Origin of the sequence: Streptomyces sp. NRRL S-340, assembly GCF_000720185.1 — a bacterium.
Taxonomy (GTDB): domain Bacteria; phylum Actinomycetota; class Actinomycetes; order Streptomycetales; family Streptomycetaceae; genus Streptomyces.
This window is the reverse complement of the sequence record NZ_JOIY01000033.1, coordinates 40134-61562: the sequence shown is the minus strand read 5'-3', so window position 1 is coordinate 61562 and position 21429 is coordinate 40134. Positions and strand designations below refer to the sequence as shown.

Sequence of the window (21429 nt, the reverse complement as noted above, 5' to 3'; positions counted from 1 at the left end):
CCGCACAGACCGGCCCGGCGGCGGTGACGACGGCCCTTGCCCGCCGCCGGGCCTCCCGCCGCTCGCCGACCGTCAGGCCCGTGATGCGCTCTGTGAGCGAGCCCACATCGACCGCCCGTATGGACGCGGGTGGAGCGTGGCACACTGGCCCTGTACCAGTAGCAGCGCACTCCGGGGTCGGTGAAAGTCCGAACCGGCGGTTACAGTCCGCGACCCGGTCGCTTCCAGCGGCCGGTTGACCAGGTGAAATTCCTGGACCGACGGTTAAAGTCCGGATGGGAGGCAGTGCGCGGCGAGCGGGCACAGCTGTGCGCGTCGCCGTCCACGGGCTCGTCCTTCACGACGGGTTCCGCTTCGGCGCCGTCGTACCCCGTGCGTTCGCTCGTGTGTCCTGCCGTCGTCGGCAGCCCCGGAGTCCGTGCCCGAAGAGGCAGGAGGACCCGGGAAGTGTTCACCGGAATCGTCGAAGAGCTGGGCGAGGTCACCGCCGTCGAGAACCTCGGCGACGCCGCTCGCTTCCGCCTGCGCGGCCCCGTCGTCACCGAAGGCGCGCAGCACGGCGACTCCATCGCCGTGAACGGCGTCTGTCTGACCGTCGTCGACCACGAAGGCGACGAGTTCACCGCCGACGTCATGGCCGAGACCCTCGAACGCTCCAGCCTCGGCGCGCTCGCCCCCGGCTCCCGGGTCAACCTCGAACGGCCCACCGCCGTCGGTGCCCGCCTCGGCGGCCACATCGTCCAGGGCCACGTCGACGGCACCGGCACCATCGTGGAGCGCACCCCCTCCGAGCACTGGGAGATCGTGCGGATCTCCCTGCCCGCGCACCTCGCCCGCTACGTCGTGGAGAAGGGCTCCATCACCGTCGACGGCATCAGCCTCACCGTCGTCGACGCGGGCGCCGAGCACTTCACCGTCAGCCTCATCCCCACCACCCTCGCGCTGACCACCCTCGGACTGAAGCAGCCCGGCGACCCGGTCAACCTGGAAGTGGACGTCGTCGCCAAGTACGTCGAACGGCTGCTCGGCGACCGGATCGCGGGGGCCGGCCGGTGAACTGGCTCAACTCCGAGGCCTTCACGCTCTTCGGCCAGCACATCAAGTGGTCCGACATGATCGGCAACATCATCGGTCTGCTCGGCCTGGCGTTCGGCTGGCGCCGCTCCATATGGAGCTGGCCCACCCAGTTCCTGTCCGGCCTGATCCTCTTCGCGGCCTTCGCCACCGCCCACCTCTCCGGCAGCGCGGGCAAGCAGATCGTGGTGATGGTCGTCGCCGTCTACGGCTGGTGGCAGTGGAACCGCGGCAGGGGCGCGGCGGAGGACGGCCACATCGCCGTACGCTTCGCCACCTGGCGCGAGCGGGCCGCCCTGCTCGCCGTGGCCGCAGTCGGCACCCTCCTGGTCGGCGCCCTGTTCAAGGCCTACCCGTCCCTGTCCTGGGACCCCTGGCCCGACGCCTACATCTTCGTCGGCACCGTCGTCGCCATGTACGCCCAGGCGCGCGGCATGGTCGAGTTCTGGTTCGCCTGGCTGCTCGTCGACGCCGTCGGCGTCCCCCTCAACTTCGCCAACGGCTTCGCCTTCTCCGGCTTCGTCTACGTCATCTACGGCGCGCTCGTCCTGTGGGGCCTGCGCGACTGGTGGCTGCGCTCCCGCCAGGGCACGCGGCCCGTCCCGGAAGGAGCGCCCGCATGACAGCGGCACCCGTCCTGTACAGCACCGACGACATCGAGGACTTCGCGCTCGACCCGATCGAGCAGGCCGTCGCCGACATCGCGGCCGGCCGTCCCGTCGTGGTCGTCGACGACGAGAACCGCGAGAACGAGGGCGACCTCGTCATCGCGGCCGAGAAGGCGACCCCCGAGATCGTCGCCTTCATGATGAGCGAGTGCCGCGGCCTGATCTGCGCCCCCATGGAGGGCGACGAGCTCGACCGGCTGCAGCTGCCGCAGATGGTCGAGGACAACACCGAATCGATGAAGACCGCGTTCACGGTCTCCGTCGACGCCACCGCCGCCCACGGCGTCACCACCGGCATCTCCGCCGCCGACCGCGCCACCACCCTCCGGCTCCTGGCCGGCGGCACCGCAGAACCCGGTGACCTCGTCCGGCCCGGCCACGTCTTCCCGCTGCGCGCCAGGCCCGGCGGCGTCCTCGTCCGCGACGGCCACACCGAGGCCGCCGTCGACCTCGCCCGGCTCGCGGGACTGCGCCCGGCCGGCGCCATCGTCGAGATCGCCGGTGAGGACGGCCGCATGCTGCGCCTGCCCGAACTGCTCCTGTTCGCCCGCAAGCACGGCCTGACGATCATCTCCATCGAGGACCTGATCGCCTACCGCCGCGGCAGCGAACCCACCGTCCGGCGCGAGGCCGAGGTCAGCCTCCCCACCGCCCACGGCACCTTCACCGCCTACGGCTTCCGCTCCACCGTCGACGGAGTGGAGCACGTCGCCCTCGTGCACGGCGAGATCGGCGACGGCGACGACGTCCTCGTCCGCGTCCACTCCGAATGCCTGACCGGAGACGTCTTCGGCTCCCTGCGCTGCGACTGCGGCCCCCAGCTGGACGCCTCCCTGGAACGCATCCAGCAGCAGGGCAGGGGCGTGGTGGTCTACCTGCGCGGCCACGAGGGACGCGGCATCGGCCTGATGTCCAAGCTGCGCGCGTACGAACTCCAGGAGCGGGGCCGCGACACGCTCGACGCCAACCTGGAACTCGGCCTGCCCGCCGACGCCCGCGACTACGGCGCAGGCGCGCAGATCCTGCGGGACCTCGGCGTCCGCAGCGTCCGCCTGATGACCAACAACCCCGACAAGACCGAGGCGCTGCTCAGCCACGGCATCAAGGTCACCGGCCGCGAGCCCATGCCCGTGAAGGCCGGCGAGCACAACCTCCGCTACCTGCGCACCAAGCGGGACCGGATGGGGCACGACCTGCCCTGGCTGGACGCGGCCACCGCGTCCACCTGCGGCAACCAGTAGACCCGGCGACCAGGCCCGGCCGGACCACAGCACCGGTCGGCACAGAGCACAGAGCGCTACAGAGCACAGAGCACTGAGGAGACACGTGAGCGGCAAGGGTGCACCGGATCTGTCCGTCCGGAACGTCGGAGACCTCCGGGTCGCCGTCATCGCGGCACAGTGGCACGAGAAGGTGATGGACGGACTGGTGGACGGCGCCCTGCGCGCCCTGCACGAGCTGGGGATCGACGAGCCCACCCTGCTCAGGGTGCCCGGCAGCTTCGAACTCCCCGTGGTGGCGAAGGTGCTGGCCGGCCGCGGCTACGACGCCATCGTCGCCCTCGGTGTCGTCATCCGCGGCGGCACCCCGCACTTCGACTACGTCTGCCAGGGCGTCACCCAGGGACTGACCCAGGTGTCGGTGGACACCGGCGTCCCCGTCGGCTTCGGCGTTCTGACCTGCGACGACGAGGAACAGGCCCTGGACCGGGCCGGTCTCGAAGGCTCCAGGGAGGACAAGGGCCACGAGGCGGTGACGGCCGCCGTGGCGACCGCGGCCACGCTGCGTTCAGTATCCGAACCCTGGCGGTGACCAGTGGCCCGGAGCGCGTAGGGTAAGCAGCACCATGTCCAAGAAGACGTTCGAGGAGCTGTTCACCGAGCTCCAGCAGAAGGCCGCCCACGGCGACCCCGCCACCTCCCGCACCGCCGAACTGGTCGGCAAGGGAGTCCATGCCATCGGCAAGAAGGTCGTCGAGGAGGCGGCCGAGGTCTGGATGGCCGCCGAGCACGAGGGCAAGGAGGCGGCCGCCGAGGAGATCTCGCAGCTGCTGTACCACGTCCAGGTGATGATGGTCGCCCGCGGCATCTCCCTGGACGACGTCTACGCCCACCTGTAACCCGCCCGCCGTAAGAGCAGTACCACCCCCTCACGCGAAGGAAGCCGACCTCATGCTGCGCATCGCCGTCCCCAACAAGGGTTCACTCTCCGGCCCTGCGGCGGACATGCTGCATGAGGCCGGCTACCAGCAGCGCCGGGAGTCCAAGGAACTGCGGATCGTCGACCCGGGCAACGAGGTGGAGTTCTTCTACCTCCGCCCCCGTGACATCGCGATCTACGTCTCCTCCGGCCGCCTCGACATCGGCATCACCGGCCGCGACCTGCTCGTGGACTCCGGCGCCAACGCGGAGGAGATCCTCCCGCTCGGCTTCGCCCGCTCCACCTTCCGCTTCGCCTCCAAGCCCGGCACGGCGAGCGGCGTGAGCGACCTGAGCGGCAAGACGGTCGCCACCTCCTACGAGGGCATCGTCGCCAAGCACCTCGCCGACAGCGGCGTCGACGCCTCCGTCGTCCACCTCGACGGCGCGGTGGAGACCGCGATCGAGCTGGGCGTCGCCGAGGTCATCGCCGACGTCGTGGAGACCGGCACCAGCCTGCGCAACGCGGGCCTGGAGGTCTTCGGCGAGCCCATCATGAGGTCCGAGGCGATCGTGATCCGGCGCACCGGGGCCGACGCCGAGGAGCCCAAGGTGCAGCAGTTCCTGCGCCGCCTCCAGGGCGTCCTGGTCGCCCGGACGTACGTGATGATGGACTACGACTGCCGGGTCGAGCAGCTGGAGAAGGCCGTCGCGCTGACCCCCGGCCTGGAGTCCCCGACCGTCTCCCCGCTGCACAACGAGGGCTGGGTCGCCGTCCGCGCGATGGTCCCCGCCAAGGACGCGCAGCGGATCATGGACGACCTGTACGCGATCGGCGCCCGCGCCATCCTGACCACGGCCATCCACGCCTGCCGCCTCTGAGGACGAACGAGCGATGTCCGACCTCCCTCCCGCCCTCCCCGTCACCTTCCGGCCCGGGCACACCCGCGCGGTGCTGCTCACCGCCGGGGTCGCGATCTTCGTCGTGATCGCGGCCGTGGCGGTCCTCCTGGAACAGCTCACCCCCGGCGAACGCATCAGCTTCGTCTTCACCGGCGCCCTCCTCTTCGGCGTGCTCGCGCTGCTGGCGCGCCCGAAGGTGGTCGCCGACGAATCCGGCGTCACCGTGGTGAACATCACCTCCAAGCGGCACCTGGAGTGGCCGGAGGTCCTCCAGGTGAACCTGCGCCCCGGCGACCCGTGGGTCTTCCTCAATCTGAGTGACGGCACCAGCCTGCCCGCACTGGGCATCCAGCCCGGTATCGCCAGGCAGCGCGCCGTCGCCGACGCCCGCGCCCTGCGCGCGCTCGTCGAGGCCCGCGCCGTCCACGACCCGGAGCAGACCCCAGGGACGGGCCCCGGACCCGTCTCGGGGTGAACCTCCGGGACGGCTCCGGGGCCTTTGCCCTGACGCATTCGGCCCGGTCTTGATTAATCTGGTGGCGGAGACGTTTCGCTGCGTCCCCGCCCCTGAGCGCCGACCGGTGCCAGGGGTTCCTGCTACCCGAGGAGTGACTCCCCCCGGCGATGGACGGATCGTCCTGCAGTACCTGCGCCGCCCCCTGCCGACATAGCGCGCACCGCGACCAAGCGGTCCGCACGCGCTTTCAGGCGGCGGCATCATGACCATCCCCCTGCTGCTCCTCGGAGCGGCTTCCCTGCTGATTCTCGCCAACGGTTTCTTCGTCGCGGCCGAGTTCGGCCTGGTGACCGTGGAGCGCCCCGACGCCGAGCGGGCCGCGGCCGAAGGCGACCGGCGGGCCCGTACGGTCGTCGAGTCCCTGGGCGAGCTGTCCTTCCAGCTCTCCGGCACCCAGCTCGGCATCACCATCACCTCCCTCGTCGTCGGCATGCTCGCCGAACCGGCACTGGCCGAGCTGCTGCACGGCCCGCTGACCGCGACCGGTCTGCCCACGGGCGCGGTCTCCGGTGTCGCCGTGGTCGTCGGCATGCTGCTCGCCTCCGCCCTGCAGATGGTGATCGGCGAGCTGGTCCCCAAGAACTGGGCGGTGTCCCGGCCGCTGCAGGTCGCGCGCTTCGTGGCCGGCCCGCAGCACCACTTCTCGCGCCTGTTCCACCCGGTGATCGCCGCGCTGAACACGGTCGCCAACCGCCTGGTACGGGCGCTGGGCGTCGAGCCCGCCGACGAGCTGGCCTCCGCCCGCACCCCCGGCGAGCTGGTCTCGCTGGCCCGGCACTCCGCCCAGGCCGGCGCCCTGGAACAGGACACGGCCGACCTGTTCGTGCGCACCCTCTCCCTGGGCGACCTCACCGCGCAGCACGTCATGACGCCGCGCGTGAAGGTCAGCGCCCTGCAGTTCTCCGCGACCGCCGAGGACGTCGTCAACCTCACCCGGGCCACCGGCCTGTCCCGCTTCCCCGTCTACCAGGAGAAGATCGACGAGGTGGTCGGCATGGCCCATCTCAAGGACGCCCTCGCCGTCCCCGCGCACGAGCGGCTGCGCACCCCCGTCGGACGCATCGCCCGGCCCGCGCTGCTGGTGCCCGAGACGCTGCCGGTGCAGCCGCTGCTGGCTCAGTTGCGCAGCGAGCAGCCCATCGCGGTCGTCGTCGACGAGTACGGCGGCACGGCGGGCGTCGTCACCCTGGAGGACATCGTCGAGGAACTCGTCGGCGAGGTCCGCGACGAGCACGACGCCAAGGACGTGCCCGAACTCGCCCCCGCTCCGCCGGAGGACGGCCGGCCCGCCTGGGACGCCGACGGCGGCTGCCGGGTCGACCTGCTCCGGCGCATCGGCCTCGACGCGCCGGAAGGCCCCTACGAGACCGTCGCCGGACTCGTCGCCGACCTGCTGGGCCGCATCCCGGCCCCCGGCGACCGGGCCGAACTGCCGGGCTGGCGGCTGTCCGTGCGCCAGGTCGGCCACTACCGCGCCGAGCGGGTCCGGCTGGTCCGCACGGGGACCGCGGCACCCACCGCCGAGGCCGTGACGGAGGCCGCCCGATGAGCGTGCTCCAACTGGTCCTCGCCGCGCTGCTCGTGCTCACCAACGGCTTCTTCGTCGGCGCCGAGTTCGCGCTCGTCTCCGTCCGCCGCAGCCAGATCGAACCGCTCGGCACCGCCCGCGCCCGACAGGTGCTGCACGGCCTGGAGCGGCTGCCGCAGATGATGGCAGCCGCCCAGTTCGGCATCACCGTCTGCTCGCTGACCCTGGGCGCCGTCGCCGAACCGACGGTGGCGCGGCTGCTGGAACCGGTCTTCACCCGGGTGCACCTGCCCGACGGCGTGGTGCACCCGCTGGGCTACGTCATCGCGCTGGCGGCCGTGGTCTTCTTCCACCTGGTCATCGGCGAGATGGTGCCGAAGAACCTCGCGATGGCCGCACCGGAGAAGGCCGCGCTGTGGCTCGGCCCCGGCCTGGTCGCCTTCGCCCGCGTCTGCAAGCCCGTCACCGTGGCGCTCGGCGCCTGCGCCCAGGGCATCCTGCGGCTCTTCCGCGTCGAACCCAAGGACGAGGTCGAGGCCGTCTTCACCAGCGAGCAGCTCAACCGGCTCGTCGAGGACTCCGGGCAGGCCGGTCTCCTCGGCCCCGAGGAGCAGGAGCGTCTGGAGGACGCGCTGGAACTGGGCTCGCGGCCCGTCCTCGACGTGCTGCTGCGCCGTGACGCGCTGGTGACCGTCCGCCCGTCGGTCACCCCCGGCGAGATCGTCGCGCTCACCGCCCGCACCGGCTACTCCCGTTTCCCGGTCGCCGCGGAGAACGGCGCTTTCATGGGCTATCTGCACGTCAAGGACGTCCTCGACCTGGAGGACTCCGACCGTGCCGTGCCGCAGCGGATATGGCGCCCGATGGCCACGCTCAGGTCCGAGCTGCCGCTGGACGACGCCCTGACGGTCATGCGCCGCGCCGCCACCCATCTGGCCCAGGTCGCGGACGCCTCCGGCAAGGTGCTCGGCGTGGTGGCCCTGGAGGACGTACTGGAACTCCTCGTCGGCGAGGTCCGCGACCCCGCGCACCGGGTGACCCCGGAGATCCGGCTCACGGAACCCCGGGTCAGCGGAGAACCGGAACAGGCCCTGGCCACCTGAGCCGCCGCCGCCTCCACGTGAGCCCACGACCGCCCGGCGGCCGTGGGCTCACGTGTGCGCAGGGCCGCGTGTGAGCCGGGCCGTGAGGGCGGCCGGACCGGCGCAGGAGGCGCCGGGAGCGCTGGAGTGCCGTGCGGGTCCCGGCGGTCCCGTCACAAGGCGGACGGGTCCTGGGGACCCCGGCCCGACAGCACCTCCCCGTACGCCTGCATCAGGTCCGGCAGGCGCAGGGTCGCCAGGTCGTCCCGGGTCAGGGTGCCCGGATAGCCGGACAGGCGCAGGTCCCGGTACGCGCAGCTCTTCTCGTACAGGGTGCGCAGGAAGCGGCCGTTGCCCAGCTCGTCGATCCACCCCTGGTCCACCACGTGCCCGGCGATGGAGCGCAGCTCGTCCAGGGCCTCGTCGTCCCAGAGGTCGCCGTTCTCCGCGGCCAGCACTTTGCCGATCTCGGTGAGTTCCTGGGGGCGGTACGACGGGAAGTCCACCCGGGTGGTGAAACGGGAGGACAGGCCGGGGTTGGCGGCGAGGAGGCGGTCCATGCCCTCGGGGTAGCCGGCCAGGATGACCACCAGGTGGTCGCGGTTGTCCTCGGCCCGCTTCAGCAGCACCTGGAGGGCTTCGTCGCCGTACGCGTCGCCCTTGCCGTACCCCGAGTTGGACAGGGAGTACGCCTCGTCGACGAAGAGGACCCCTCCGATGGCGGAGTCGATCAGTTCGTTGGCCTTGACCGCGGTCTGGCCCAGGTACTCGCCGACCAGGTCGGCGCGCTGCGCCTCCACCAGGTGGTCGCCACCGAGCAGCCCGAGCGCGTAGAAGACCCGGCCGAGGATGCGGGCCACCGTGGTCTTGCCGGTGCCCGAGGGGCCGGAGAAGACGAAGTGGCGTTTCGGCGGCTGGACGGGCAGCCCCTGCCCGGCGCGCAACCGTGCCATGTTCAACTGGGCCGACAACGCCTTCACCTGGCGCTTGACCGGTTCCAGCCCCACCATGCGCTCCAGTTCGGCGAGCGCCTGTTCGAGTAACGCGGGGTCCGTCGGTCCGCTGGGCAGCGGGCCGACGGCGACCGTGCCCCGCTGACGCACCGCCGGGTCGGCGGGGGAGGGGAAGGGGCCGGCAGCGGGCGCTTCCGCGTCGTCGAGTCTGAGGTCCCGGCCCTCCGTGCCGAAGAGCGGGTCAAGGACGTCCGGGCCGTCCACGCTGTCCTGGCCGGCCCCGGCGAGCGTGACCGCCGCGAAATCGGCGGCCTCGTCGTCGTAACCGTCGCCCTCGGCGATCGCCGCGAGCCGTGCCGAGGTGTCCATGAAGGCGGGGTCGACCCGGTGCACCGCGCGGTACAGGGGCAGCGCTGCGGCGCTGCGGCCGGTGCCCTCGTGTGCCCTGGCCAGCCAGTACCGCAGCTCCTTGCGCTGCGGCTGCTCGCTGCGGCACCGCATCAGCGCGGCCGACAGCAGCGGCTCGGCCTGCCCGTACATCTCCAGCCGGACCCGGGCCATGCCGCCGAACAGACCGGCCTCGATGCCGAGCATCGGATCGTCGACGAGCGGGTCGGTGTGCCGTACCAGCTGCTCCCAGTCCTTGATCAGGTAGGCGCGGCAGGCGTGCAGGAAACGGACGTGGGCGTCGGCGTCCACCGGCGGCAGACCGGCCAGCGCCCGGTCCAGCTCGGGCACGTGGCGTCCGTCCAGCCAGTGCGAGGCGTGCGCGAGCAGCAGATCGCGGGGGCTCTCCAGCACCGGCTGCACCCACCAGCCCAGCCAGTACCAGGAGTTGAGGGTGCGCCGGTGCCGGGCGCGCTGCTCGCCGAAGCGGTCCCGGTGCCGGAACATCCTGAGCAGCGCGGTCGTCGTGTCGACGCGCAGCGCGTGCAGCCCGAGCCAGCCGTCCGCCATCCCCGGGTCCATCTCCACCGCGGCCCGGAACTCCTCCTCGGCCTGCGGGTAGGCGCCCATCGCGTAGGCGTCCACACCGCGCAGCCAGGCCAGGTCGGCCGGGGCCTCGGGGCCCTGCGTGCCGAAGTCCATCACGTCCCCCACAGACCGTGCCCCCGTAGGTTCGCCACCGGACCGCCGCCCGGTGGCTGCCTTGGTCGAACCGCTGCTGCGCGGACCGGAGTTGCAGGTGCGCGAAGCAGTCGTTCGAAGGTCGCACCGAGGGCATCGTACCTGCGGGATCGCCGCCCGCCGAAGGGTGCGGCACACGCTGTTCGGTGAGACGGAAGCGGAAGCGGTACGCCCGGATCGGTGACCGAGGGTGACCGAATGAAGCCGCGCGGCGTCCGGATAGCGGTGCGCGGGCAGAACGAAGCCCCCGGTCACGGGGGAACAACCGGGGGCTTCGTGTTTGCGGGCGGTCCGCGATGACCGCACATTGAGAACGTAAGACCTGTACGGGCCCCGGGTCAAGCGAAGTTGGGACACTTGGCCAAGTTCCCCCAGGGCGGTCTTCACAAGTTCAGCACATTGCCGACGACCCCTCACCCTCCGTAGCGATCTGGTCCGGTCCAACCCGCCCGGCGGGCCCCGGAAGCAGTTCGTACCCATGTGCGGACTGCCGCACCAGGAGGTCCGCGAAGGGCCGGGAGGGGTCCTCGGCGAAGTGCCGGCGCTCCGCCTCGACCCAGTCCGCCCAGAACTCCCGCTGCTCCGCCCCGTCCCGCGCCCGTCCGCGCGCCCAGGACTCCTCGCGCGGCAGCTCCATCCACAGCAGCCGGGCCAGGTGGGGGCGCAGGGCCCGGCGGCCCGCCCCCACGCCCTCGACGAGCACGACGGGCGCCGGCGGCAGCGCGCGCGTGGCCGGGCCGAAGCGCCGGGCCCGCCAGTCGTAGGGGGCGTAGTGCGCCGTCAGGCCCCGGGCGAGCGGGGCGACCACCTCGGTCAGCAGCCGCCCGTCCCACGCGAACAGCTCCTCGTGGCCGGAGACGTCGTCCAGGTGCAGGACGGGAGCCCCGCCCAGTGCCGCGGACAGCCGGGCGGTGAAGGTGGACTTTCCGGAACCCGCGTGTCCGTCGACACCGACCAGGCGGACGGGCCCGCAGGACGGCGGGAGGCGGCGCAGACGGTCGGCGAGGGTGTGAATGGCTCTTCCCGGGGGCGGAGTGGGCGGTGCGGTGAAGGGTGGCGCGGGCAGTGGGGGCGAGGGGGCGAGTGGGTGCCGGGGTGAGGTGGGGCAGGGAGCGGGGCGGGTGCCGGGGCGGGCGCGGATGTGGTGGCATATTTCCCCGGAACATTCTAGTGACCGGTAACCGGACGTCCGTGCCGCCGCCCGGTGAACACCTGTCGCAACGTCCTTCGGAACGCCGGCCGCGGTGCCCTTCGGAACACCCTTGGCGGTGCCCCCGAGTACCGCGGAATAGCCCGCGAATCCCCGGGTGAACATGTCGAAAATCGCGTTCCGGTTGTGCTCGGTGATGAGTAAAGTGCCGGAAGCGCACTGTGAGGTGCCGTGCGGGGACCGACAGGGGGAAGATGGCCGCTGGGTTATTCGACGGGCAGTACGTCTGGCACCCCGCGGCGGACGACCGCGTCCTGGCCGGCGTGTGCGTCGACATCCGGGCCGGCCGCTGGGCGAGCGCCCGCGCCGCCCTCGCCGAGACGCGTGACGACTTCGCGCTGCGCGCCCACCGCTCCCTGGTGCTGGCCTCGGAGGCCGCCGACTCCGACCTCGCCGAACGCTGGCTGGCCGAGGAACCCGGTCCCGAGTCGGCCCTGGTGTGGGCGCGGGTGGCGGTGCACCGGGCGCTGCGCGCGGCCGACGCCGGCGACGAGCGGGCCGCCGCGCTGGAGCGGATAGCGCTCTCGGCCTGCGAACGGGCCTCGGCGGTGGACCCCGCCGACCCCACGCCCTGGACGGCCAAACTGGCCATGGCCCGGCTGCACCGGCTGCGCGACCCTGCGCCGCAGGGGCTGCTGACCGCCCCGCCCGGCCCCTGGCGGCTGTTCGCGCACATCCTGTCCCTCGACCCCTGGCACCGCGAGGCCCACCACCGATTTCTGGCCTTCTTCTTCACCCGGCACGGCGGCTCGGTCAACGCGGCCTGGGACGTCGCCGCCTTCCTGAGCCAGCGCGCGCCCGCCGACTCCGCGCTGCGGCTGCTGCCGCTGGTCGCCCTCGTGGAGAGCTACGACGCCTCGCAGTCGCTCGCGGACCGGGTCTGGGAGCAGCCCCAGTGGCGTTCCGCCGCCCTCGCGGTCTACCGCAACTGGCTTCCCACGGTGCCCGGTTACCGGTTCACGCCGGTGCTCGACCTGGCCTACCTGGCCCACGCGCTGGTGCTCGCCGGGTGCGAGTTCGAGGCCCGCGCCGTCCTGACCGCCATGGGCCCCTACGCCTCACGGATGCCCTGGTGCGTCTTCGGTGACCCCGTGGAGCAGTTGTCCCGGGCGCGGCGGGCCTGCGGCCTGCCGGTGCCCTCGTCCCCCTGACCCTCGCACCACCCCCCCACGAGAGGAAGGCCGACCGTGTCGGAACGGATACAGCTCCCGCGCGCCAGAACCCGCGGCATGGCTGACCCGAGGGCGCTCGACGACGACGCGACCCTGCACGCGATGGGTTATCCGAGGAAACTCACCCGGCGTTTCAAGGCGTTCGACAATTTCGCGATCTCCTTCACCATCATCAACATCATCTCCGGGATCTTCTCCTCCTTCGGATTCGGTATGAACGCGGGCGGTCCCCGCATTCTCGTATTCGGCTGGATCGGTGTCTCCGTCATGGTGCTGTTCGTCGGCGCGGCGATGGGCGAGGTCGCCTCCGCCTATCCCACGAGCGGCGCGCTGTATTTCTCCGCGGGGAAACTGGCCAAGCGGCACAAAGGAGCCTGGTCCTGGTTCACCGGCTGGCTGAACTTCGTCGGGCAGGTCGGCGGTACGGCGGCCACCGGGTACGCGGCGGCCACCTTCATCCAGGCCTTCGTCGCCCTCCAGTGGTCCTCCTACCGGCCGACCGCGCACCAGACGGTGCTGATCACCGCGCTCGTCATCGTGCTCCAGGGGCTGGCCAACACGTACACGGTCCAACTGGTCGCGGTCCTGAACCGGATCTCCGTGTGGTGGCTGCTGATCGGGATGGTGGTCATCGTGACCGCGCTGGTCGCCGTTCCCGGCGATCACCGTCCGGTGTCCTTCGTCACGCATTTCGCGAACAACACCGGTTTCACGAGCGGACTTTACGGAGGGCTGCTCGGCCTGCTCGTCACGAGCTGGACCTTCACCGGCTTCGACGGCAGCTTCCACATGTCCGAGGAAACGGTCCAGGCGACCGTCAACGCACCCCGGGGCATCGTCCGCGCCATCGGCTATTCGGCGGTCACCGGCCTGATCCTCATGCTCGCGCTCGTCTACAGCATTCGTGACTACGCACACGTGGCGGGCGCGGACGCGCCGCCCGTCCAGATCCTCATCGACGCGCTCGGCCTGGGCGCGGCGAAAGCCATGCTGCTGATCGTCATCGGGGCCATGCTCTTCTGCGGCCTGGCCAACCTCACCAGCAACACCCGGCAGATCTTCGCCTTCTCGCGGGACGGCGCGATGCCCGGATCCCGCTGGTGGCACTCGGTCTCCCCGCGCACCCGCACGCCCGTCAAGGCCGTCTGGCTGGCGGTCGTCTGCTCCCTGGCGCTGGTCCTGCCCGGCTGGTGGTCGCACACGGCCTTCACCGCCATCGTCAGCGTCAACGTCGTCGGGCTCTTCCTCGCCTACGCCGTCCCGATCCTGCTGAGGCTGCGGCTGGGCGACGAGTTCCAGCCGGGCCCCTGGCACCTGGGCCGCTGGGGCCGGCCGGTCGGCGTCGTGGCGGTCACCTGGATCGTGCTGAGCAGCGTGCTGTTCATGCTGCCGCAGGCCTCACCGATCACCGCCGACTCGTTCAACTACGCCCCCATCGCCCTGGCCGCCGTCCTGCTCGTCGCCACGGTCTGGTGGTTCGCCACCGCCCGCCGCCGCTTCCAGGGCCCGGTCAGCTACGGCCGCCCGGACGAGGTCGCCGCGATGGACCTCATCTGACGGGGCGCCGGAACCGCTCCCGGCGAGCGCCGCGACCGGTCCGGGGGCGCGTCCGCTCCGGGCGCCGCGACCGGTCCGGGCCAGGGCGGCCGGCGCGTGCCGCCCGGCGGTGGTCCCCGTCCCCGTGCGGGCCCCCGCAGGCTGGGCGCCGGGCTCCCGCGGGGCGGCCGGCGAGCCGTGCGGGCCGAGGAGGGCGTGCCAGTGGTGGAGACCAATATTGCTGAGCGTGGCGCGTGGTGAAGTGCTGGCAGGAGACGGTCGCCGCCGCCATAGTGGGGGCGCATCGCCGTGCACGGACCGGCCACCCGCCCCGACTCGGACACCTGGGGGTCTTCCACCCATGAGCGGACCCGATCAGCCCACCCGCAGATCCGTTCTGGCCGCCGCGGTCGTCGCCGCCGTCGCAGGCGGCGCGGCCCCGGCCGCCGCTGCCCAACCGGCCGGAGGGACCACCGCCCCCGCCGCCGGACGCCGTCCACCCGGCGCCGGGGGCGGCTCCGCCCGCCCGGTCGACTACCGCGCCTGGACCACGTACGCCGACTGGCGCGCGGGCGCCCGCGACGGCACCCGCGCGGTGGCCGGCGCCCGCCCGGGTCTGGAGATCGCCGCCCCCCGCGGAACCACCGACTACACCGACCCGCACACCGGCACCACCGCCACGTGGGAGTACGCCACCTGGACCGGCCCGCTCCACCGGCTCCCCGTCCCCGCGACGGAGGCGATCGCCTCCTGGAACGCGCACACCCCGGCCGGCACCTGGCTCCAGGTCGAGCTGCGGGGCACGTACTCGGACGGCACCGACACCCCCTGGTACGTGATGGGCCGCTGGGCCGCCGGCGACCAGGACATCAGGCGCACCTCCGTCGACGGCCAGAGCGACGGCCGCAGCACGATCTGGACGGACACCTTCTCCGTCGACGACCCCTCCTCCGGCCTGCGGCTGGCCGCCTACCGGCTGCGTCTCACCCTCTACCGCAGGCCCGGCACCCAGCTCACCCCGACCGTCTGGCGCGCCGGTGCCATGGGCTCCGACATCCCCGACCGCTTCACCGTGCCCGCCTCGGCCCCCGGACGCGTGGGTGCGGAACTCACCGTCCCGCGGTACTCGCAGGAGATCCACGCCGGCCAGTACCCCCAGTACGACAACGGCGGCGAGGCCTGGTGCAGCCCCACCTCCTCGCAGATGATCGTCGAGTACTGGGGCGGCCGGCTCACCCCCGCCCAACTGTCGTGGGTGGACCCGTCCTACGCCGACCCGCAGGTCTGCCACGCGGCGCGTTCCACGTACGACTACCAGTACGCGGGCTGCGGCAACTGGCCCTTCAACGCGGCCTACGCGGCGACGTTCGAGGACCTGCAGGGCGTCATCACCCGGCTCGGTTCCCTCACCGACCTGGAGACGCTGATCGCGGCCGGCGTCCCGGCCATCACCTCGCAGTCCTTCCTCAAGAGCGAACTGACCGGAGCGGGATACGGCACCTCCGGCCACCTGATGACGGTCATCGGCTTCACCGCCGACGGGGACGTGATCGCCAACGACCCCGCCTCGCCGAGCGACGAGGCGGTCCGGCGCGTCTACCGGCGCCGGGAGTTCGAGAACATCTGGCTGAGGACCAAGCGGTACAACGCCTCCGGCAAGGTCGTCTCCGGCAGCGGTGGCGTCTGCTACCTGTACTTCCCTGCGCACCCCACGCCCCGCCAGCGCGCGGCGCTCGAAGCGGTGGGCGTGCGCTGACCCGACCGGTGGCGGCCGGCAGGCGGGGCCCCGGGCGACCGGGACCCCGCCTGTGCGCACCAGAGCGCCGGTGAGCACCGGGACCCCGCCTGTGCGCACCAGAGCGCCGGTCAGCACGGGGACCCCGCCTGTGAGCAAGGTCTCCGCCGCATGAGGTGTCGCGGGTGGCAAGGTGGAGACGAGGCGGGCGCCGAGCCCGCGGGGGATTCCACACCGCACGTCCGACCCTGCGAGAGACCATGACCGCTCCTTCGGCCACCGCCGCACCCGCCCGCGTCCGCACCGGTGGCCCCCGGGACGACGGCGACGGGCCCAAGGTCCTGGAGCACGTCCTCGGCTGGACCCTCGTCGTGGTGATCGCCATGCTCGTCGCCCAGCTCGGACTGCTGTGACCCGTAGGTCGCCCGGCAGGCCCAGGTCACCGAAGGCCTGATCCAGGCCACGCCCGGCACGGCCCCGGCGCCTGCCGCACGACCGCCCCCGGCTCTCCCGGGACACTGCGCGAACTGGGTGCGAAGACCCTGGACCGCGCGCTCCGCGACCGACGGGACCGCCCTGTCCGTCCGGCCCCCGCGGCCGCCCTTAGGCACCGCACGCCCGCCGGCGGGAACCGCCGATCACCGCTTGCGGCACACCGCTTCACCCTTTCTTGAAGTAAGCGGTCGTTAACCGGTGACTCCCTGCCTCCGATCGGGCATACTCACAGCGCACAGCCGCTGGTCAGCCGCTTCCGTGACCCGGGAGGACGAACATCGGCCGGCCCGAGGAAGACCCCGGCGGAGCCGCCCCACAGGGTGCTCGTCCGCCAGTGCCCGACAGGGAGGAGAGCGTCGCCATGCCCGACCGCGCCCCGCAGCCGGTGGACCGGCAACTGCCCACGGACGAGGCCCGGGACCTGATCTCGCTCGTCCGCGACATCGCGCAGCACGAGATCGCCCCGAAGGCGGCCGAGGAGGAGGACGCCGGGCGCTTCCCGCGCGACGTCTTCACCCTGCTGTCCCGCTCCGGACTGCTCGGCCTGCCCTACGACTCCGAGTACGGCGGCGGCGACCAGCCCTACGAGGTGTACCTCCAGGTCCTGGAGGAGCTGGCGGCGGCCCGCCTCACCGTCGGACTCGGCCTGAGCGTGCACTCCCTGGCCACCTACGGGCTCGCCGCGTACGGCACCAAGGAACAGCGGGCCGAGCATCTGCCCGCGATCCTCGGCGGCGGACTGCTCGGCGCCTACGCCCTGTCCGAACCGGCCTCCGGCTCCGACGCCGCCTCGCTGCGCACCAAGGCCGTCCGCGAGGGCGACGAATGGGTGATCACCGGCACCAAGTCCTGGATCACCCATGGCGGCATCGCCGACTTCTACACCGTCATGGCCCGCACGGGCGAAGAGGGCCCGCGCGGGATCACGGCCTTCCTGGTGCCGGGCGACGCGGAGGGACTGAGCGCCGCGGCACCGGAGAAGAAGATGGGCCTGAAGGGCTCGCCGACCGCGCAGGTCCACCTCGACGGAGTGCGGGTCCCCGACACCCGCCGGCTCGGCGAGGAGGGCCAGGGCTTCACCATCGCGCTGGCGGCCCTCGACTCGGGACGGCTCGGCATCGCGGCCTGCGCCATAGGCCTCGCCCAGGCGGCACTCGACGAGGCGGTCGCCTACGCCACCGGCCGGCGGCAGTTCGGACGGCCGATCGCCGACTTCCAGGGGCTGCGCTTCATGCTCGCCGACATGGCGACGCAGATCGAGGCGGGCCGGTCGCTGTACCTGACGGCTGCGCGGCTGCGCGACGCGGGACGGCCGTTCGCGCGGCAGGCGGCCATGGCCAAGATGTTCTGCACGGACGCGGCCATGAAGGTGACGACCGACGCCGTCCAGGTGCTCGGCGGGTACGGCTACACCGCGGACTTCCCGGTCGAACGCTACCTGCGGGAGGCCAAGGTGCTGCAGATCGTCGAGGGGACCAACCAGATCCAGCGGATGGTCATCGCCCGTCACGTCGCGGGTCCCGAGACCCGCTGAACTGCCCGAGGCCGAGCAGGGGCGCCGCCAGCCGAACCCACTCCGGGTCGTGGCGCCCCGGCAGGGTACGGCCCCGGTCGGCCCAGGTGCGCATCAGGTCGCGGTAGATCGGCGGGTCCGGGAGCTGCGGGGGCGCGGGCGGAACCAGTTCCGCGGGCGGCGGCACGAAGATGCGACGCCGACGTCCGGCTGCCGGAGGAATGGCGGTCATACCCGGGCAACGCGCCGCACGGCGGACAGGTCACCGCCGCGGGGAATCGAGCGTGAGTCCAGCGGCGTCCGGTCCGGACTCCTGGCAGCGGGAGACCCGGGCCGCGCCTCTTCCGGTACGCCCGCCGCTCTTCGGCGTCGCGAGCCGTCGTCGCCCGCCGGCACGCCCGGGCGCATCGATGCGCCCGTCGTCGGCGCCGCACCCGTGCTCACCGGATGCGCCCCCGCGCGGTGGCATGCCCGTGCCCATCGATGCGCCCTGTGGCCGGCGACGCGGCCCGTGCCCGTCGGGCCCCCCGCGGCGATCGCGGCACGCCCGTGCCCGCCGGTACCGCACCACGGCGCCGGTGCGCCATGGTGCGGACGGAGTGCCTGGGCCGGGCGGCCGGGCGGGTGGTCAGGCGGCCTGGCGCCGCATCGCCGGTACCCGCATCGGTCGCGAACCGGGGCCGCCCACGTGCGAGAAGGGCTGCATCCGCCAGTCGAGTCCCTGGGGGAGCGTCAGCAGCAGGGCCGTCTGCTGCTCCTGGGGGCCGTCGAACTCGTCCGCCGGACGCGCCTCGGCGGCCTTGCGCCCGGTACCGGCGCAGACGGTGAGTCCGAACGGGTTCCACGGCGAGGCGCACAGCGCGTGCTCCGGAAGGATCTCCTCGTCCGCCAGCAGCGCGATGGGCTGCGCGCACTCCGGGCAGATCACCCGGAACATCTCGAAGGTGTCGTAGGCGTCGGTGCCCTCGCCGAACTCGTCGGGTTCGACGCCCTCCGGCTGCGGTTCGATGACCGGCTGCTGCCGCTTGGGCACAGATCGACCAGGGCGCTTAAGACTCTGCATGGGATTCTCCCCCTAAGGCTGGGCCGTGAAGGCGCTGCGGCCTGGACCACAGCAAGCACTTCCCGCCCGCTCTCGGCGGTAATCACGAGAACATCACGAAGAGCGACCAGGTGTTGTGGCGTTGGTCACATGCCGGTCGCAGGTGCCCCTCGCGGCCGGTTTGTCCCCCAGGTGGCCGACCGGCCGCCGCCGGGCCCCGGGCGAACGGGGCATGACCTGGGCCGCCGAGGTATCCGAGGAGATCAAGCGCACTGTAGGTTCTTGCGTCATGGAGGAGCTGGACCGACAGATCGTGCAGCTGCTCGTCAAGGACGGGCGGATGAGCTACACCGACCTGGGCAAGGCCACGGGCCTGTCCACGTCGGCCGTGCACCAGAGGGTGCGGCGGCTGGAGCAGCGTGGCGTCATCCGCGGGTACGCGGCGGTCGTCGACGCCGAGGCCGTCGGGCTGCCCATGACCGCCTTCATCTCGGTCAAACCCTTCGATCCCAGCGCACCGGACGACATCGCGGACCGGCTCGCGGGCGTGCCCGAGATCGAGGCCTGCCACAGCGTGGCCGGTGACGAGAACTACATCCTCAAGGTGCGCGTCGCCACGCCGCACGAACTGGAGGAACTGCTGGCCCGGGTACGGACCCTGGCCGGGGTGTCGACCCGGACCACGGTGGTCCTGTCGACCCCGTACGAGGCACGCCCCCCGCGCATCTGAACCGGCCCCTGCCGTTCCGGGCCGCCGTTCCCCACCGCTTCGGCCGGCCCGACGCCGTTCCGCCGCCGCATCGGTGGGTCCGCCGTTCCGGGCCGCCGGCCCCGCCCCGGCAGCGTCGGGTCCCGCTCCGGCGGGCCAGGGCCCCGCTCCGGCGGGTCCGGGTACCGTTCCGGGGCGCCGCGTGCCGCGCGGGGACCCGCCCTGCGTGCCGGACCGCCCGGGGGAGGCGCGAGACTGGTGCTCATGAGTGAGCGCACCGCCGAACCGCAGACCGTCCTCCTCCGCCGCGGCGAGGTCCACAGTCCCGCCGACCCGTTCGCCACCGCGATGGTCGTCGAGGCGGGACACGTCGCCTGGGTCGGCTCCGAGGGCGCGGCCGACGCCTTCGCGGACGGGGTCGACGAGGTCGTCGACCTGGACGGGGCCCTGGTCACCCCGGCGTTCACCGACGCCCACGTGCACACCACGGCCACCGGCCTCGCCCTCACCGGACTCGACCTGTCCGCCGCCCCCTCCCTGGAAGCGGCCCTGGCCCGGGTACGGGACTTCGCCGCCGCCCGGCCGGACGACCGGGTCCTGCTCGGCCACGGCTGGGATGCGGCCCGCTGGCCCGGCGGCCGTCCCCCGACGCGCGCGGAACTCGACGAGGCCACCGGCGGCCGGCCGCTCTACCTCAGCCGGATCGACGTCCACTCCGCCGTCGTCACCACCGCGCTGCTCGACCTCGTCCCGTCGGTCCGGGGACCGGTGGACGGCCCGCTGACCGCCGACGCCCACCACGCCGTGCGGGCCGCCGCGTTCGCCGCCGTCACGCCCGCCCAGCGCGCCGAGGCGCAGCGTGCGGCGCTGGCCCGGGCCGCCGCCCTGGGCATCGGCTCCGTGCACGAGTGCGGCGGCCCCAACATCTCCTCCGAGGACGACTTCACGGGTCTGCTGCGCACGGCCGCCGAGGAGCCGGGCCCGCGGGTCGTCGGCTACTGGGCCGAGGCGGACGCCGACAAGGCGCGGCAGCTCGGGGCGCTCGGCGCGGCCGGGGACCTGTTCGTCGACGGCTCCATCGGTTCCCACACCGCCTGCCTGCACGCCCCGTACGCCGACGCGGCCCACACCGGCAGCGCCTACCTCGACGCGGACGCCGTCGCCTCCCATGTCACCGCCTGCACCGAGGCGGGCCTGCAGGCCGGGTTCCACGCCATCGGGGACGCCGCGGTCGGCACGGTCGTCGAGGGCGTGCGGGCCGCCGCCGACAAGCTCGGCCTGGCCCGGGTCCGCGCCGCCCGGCACCGCGTCGAACACGCCGAGATGCTCACCCCGGAGACCGTCGCGGCCTTCGCCGAGCTGGGGCTGACCGTGTCCGTCCAGCCCGCCTTCGACGCGCTGTGGGGCGGTGAGGACGGCATGTACGCCCAGCGTCTGGGCGCCGAGCGGGCCAGGACGCTGAACCCCTTCGCGGCGCTGCTGCGGGCCGGTGTCCCGCTCGCCCTCGGCTCGGACAGCCCCGTCACCCCGCTCGACCCGTGGGGCACGGTCCGCGCCGCCGCCTTCCACCGCACCCCCGAGCACCGGGTCTCCGTGCGGGCCGCCTTCACCGCCCACACCCGCGGCGGCTGGCGGGCCATCGGCCGTGACGACGCCGGTGTGCTGGTGCCGGGCGCCGTGGCGGACTATGCCGTGTGGCGCACCGGCGAGCTGGTCGTCCAGGCCCCGGACGACCGCGTCGCCCGCTGGTCGACGGACCCGCGCTCCGGCACCCCCGGCCTGCCCGACCTCGGCGAGGGCCGTGACCTGCCCGTCTGCCTGCGGACCGTGGTGGGGGGCCGGACCGTCTTCGTACGGCCGGGCGAGTGATCTCCCGGTGCGGCGCGGCGGCGAGGATCCCCCGCCGCCCGCTCGCGCGACCTGCGCATCCTCGGCACCGGCCGGGCGGCGCCGGGCTTCCCGGCGGGCCGGGCCGCTGTTTGACAGGCGACGGCAGGGGGCCGGTAGGTTCTGCCGGGTCCACCAC

General features: G+C 72.9%; 20 protein-coding genes and 1 riboswitch. Of the genes, 16 read left to right on the top strand and 4 right to left on the bottom strand.

Going from position 1 to position 21429, the window contains the following annotated elements:
* The first annotated feature begins 162 nt into the window (after positions 1-162).
* A riboswitch (FMN riboswitch) is annotated at positions 163-293 on the top strand.
* A gap of 154 nt (positions 294-447) precedes the next feature.
* From IG64_RS24555 to IG64_RS24515, 9 genes are all read left to right on the top strand, one after another.
* Complete coding sequence (locus tag IG64_RS24555; protein ID WP_037859930.1) at positions 448-1056, top strand: riboflavin synthase; 609 nt, start codon at positions 448-450, stop codon at positions 1054-1056.
* On the top strand, positions 1053-1697 hold the full coding sequence (locus tag IG64_RS24550; protein ID WP_037859929.1) for a nicotinamide mononucleotide transporter family protein: 645 nt from the start codon (positions 1053-1055) through the stop codon (positions 1695-1697). Before IG64_RS24555 ends, IG64_RS24550 begins: the two co-directional genes overlap by 4 nt.
* The gene (locus IG64_RS24545; protein WP_037859927.1) at positions 1694-2983 is read left to right on the top strand and encodes a bifunctional 3,4-dihydroxy-2-butanone-4-phosphate synthase/GTP cyclohydrolase II; all 1290 of its coding nucleotides are present in this window, start codon (positions 1694-1696) and stop codon (positions 2981-2983) included. Before IG64_RS24550 ends, IG64_RS24545 begins: the two co-directional genes overlap by 4 nt.
* A gap of 85 nt (positions 2984-3068) precedes the next feature.
* Positions 3069-3554: a 6,7-dimethyl-8-ribityllumazine synthase gene (ribH, locus tag IG64_RS24540; RefSeq protein WP_037859926.1), complete on the top strand. Its 486-nt coding sequence runs from the start codon at positions 3069-3071 to the stop codon at positions 3552-3554.
* Between the two features lie 34 nt (positions 3555-3588).
* The gene (locus tag IG64_RS24535) at positions 3589-3861 is read left to right on the top strand and encodes a phosphoribosyl-ATP diphosphatase (RefSeq protein WP_018570165.1); all 273 of its coding nucleotides are present in this window, start codon (positions 3589-3591) and stop codon (positions 3859-3861) included.
* A gap of 52 nt (positions 3862-3913) precedes the next feature.
* Positions 3914-4762 carry an ATP phosphoribosyltransferase gene (gene hisG, locus IG64_RS24530; RefSeq protein ID WP_037859924.1) on the top strand — a complete coding sequence of 283 codons (849 nt, stop codon included), beginning with the start codon at positions 3914-3916 and terminating at the stop codon, positions 4760-4762.
* Positions 4763-4775: 13 nt separating this feature from the next.
* Entirely contained in the window at positions 4776-5258 is a 483-nt protein-coding gene (locus IG64_RS24525) for a PH domain-containing protein (protein ID WP_037859922.1), read from the top strand.
* A gap of 244 nt (positions 5259-5502) precedes the next feature.
* Positions 5503-6849: a hemolysin family protein gene (locus IG64_RS24520; RefSeq protein WP_037859920.1), complete on the top strand. Its 1347-nt coding sequence runs from the start codon at positions 5503-5505 to the stop codon at positions 6847-6849.
* The gene (locus IG64_RS24515; protein WP_037859918.1) at positions 6846-7931 is read left to right on the top strand and encodes a hemolysin family protein; all 1086 of its coding nucleotides are present in this window, start codon (positions 6846-6848) and stop codon (positions 7929-7931) included. Before IG64_RS24520 ends, IG64_RS24515 begins: the two co-directional genes overlap by 4 nt.
* A gap of 152 nt (positions 7932-8083) precedes the next feature.
* Here the strand turns inward: IG64_RS24515 and IG64_RS24510 are convergent, their stop codons facing one another.
* A complete protein-coding gene (locus IG64_RS24510; RefSeq protein ID WP_037859917.1) occupies positions 8084-9952 on the bottom strand; it encodes an AAA family ATPase in 1869 nt (622 codons plus the stop codon).
* A 430-nt stretch (positions 9953-10382) separates the two neighbouring features.
* On the bottom strand, positions 10383-11006 hold the full coding sequence (locus IG64_RS24505; protein ID WP_037860221.1) for a uridine kinase family protein: 624 nt from the start codon (positions 11004-11006) through the stop codon (positions 10383-10385).
* Positions 11007-11395: 389 nt separating this feature from the next.
* On the opposite strand from IG64_RS24505, the gene IG64_RS24500 reads away from it, so the two are divergent.
* From IG64_RS24500 to IG64_RS24485, 5 genes are all read left to right on the top strand, one after another.
* Positions 11396-12352 carry a hypothetical protein gene (locus tag IG64_RS24500; protein ID WP_037859915.1) on the top strand — a complete coding sequence of 319 codons (957 nt, stop codon included), beginning with the start codon at positions 11396-11398 and terminating at the stop codon, positions 12350-12352.
* 78 nt (positions 12353-12430) lie between these two features.
* Positions 12431-13930, top strand: coding sequence for an amino acid permease (locus tag IG64_RS24495; protein ID WP_234438603.1), 1500 nt, complete (start codon positions 12431-12433; stop codon positions 13928-13930).
* 340 nt (positions 13931-14270) lie between these two features.
* Positions 14271-15665, top strand: coding sequence for a peptidase C39 family protein (locus IG64_RS24490; protein ID WP_037859911.1), 1395 nt, complete (start codon positions 14271-14273; stop codon positions 15663-15665).
* A gap of 239 nt (positions 15666-15904) precedes the next feature.
* A complete protein-coding gene (locus tag IG64_RS40620) occupies positions 15905-16057 on the top strand; it encodes an SCO1431 family membrane protein (protein WP_107474343.1) in 153 nt (50 codons plus the stop codon).
* Positions 16058-16500: 443 nt separating this feature from the next.
* Positions 16501-17673, top strand: a complete 1173-nt coding sequence (locus IG64_RS24485; RefSeq protein WP_037859910.1) for an acyl-CoA dehydrogenase family protein — start codon at positions 16501-16503, stop codon at positions 17671-17673.
* On the opposite strand, the gene IG64_RS43310 is transcribed toward IG64_RS24485, so the two are convergent.
* A complete protein-coding gene (locus IG64_RS43310; RefSeq protein WP_078884197.1) occupies positions 17636-17884 on the bottom strand; it encodes a hypothetical protein in 249 nt (82 codons plus the stop codon). The two genes, IG64_RS24485 and IG64_RS43310, sit on opposite strands and share 38 nt — an antisense overlap.
* A gap of 396 nt (positions 17885-18280) precedes the next feature.
* Positions 18281-18715 (bottom strand): hypothetical protein, encoded by a 435-nt coding sequence (locus tag IG64_RS24480; RefSeq protein ID WP_037859908.1) that lies wholly within the window; start codon positions 18713-18715, stop codon positions 18281-18283.
* A 268-nt stretch (positions 18716-18983) separates the two neighbouring features.
* On the opposite strand from IG64_RS24480, the gene IG64_RS24475 reads away from it, so the two are divergent.
* Positions 18984-19424: an Lrp/AsnC family transcriptional regulator gene (locus IG64_RS24475; protein WP_018570152.1), complete on the top strand. Its 441-nt coding sequence runs from the start codon at positions 18984-18986 to the stop codon at positions 19422-19424.
* 243 nt (positions 19425-19667) lie between these two features.
* On the top strand, positions 19668-21272 hold the full coding sequence (locus IG64_RS24470) for an amidohydrolase (RefSeq protein ID WP_037860219.1): 1605 nt from the start codon (positions 19668-19670) through the stop codon (positions 21270-21272).
* Positions 21273-21429 lie beyond the last annotated feature (157 nt).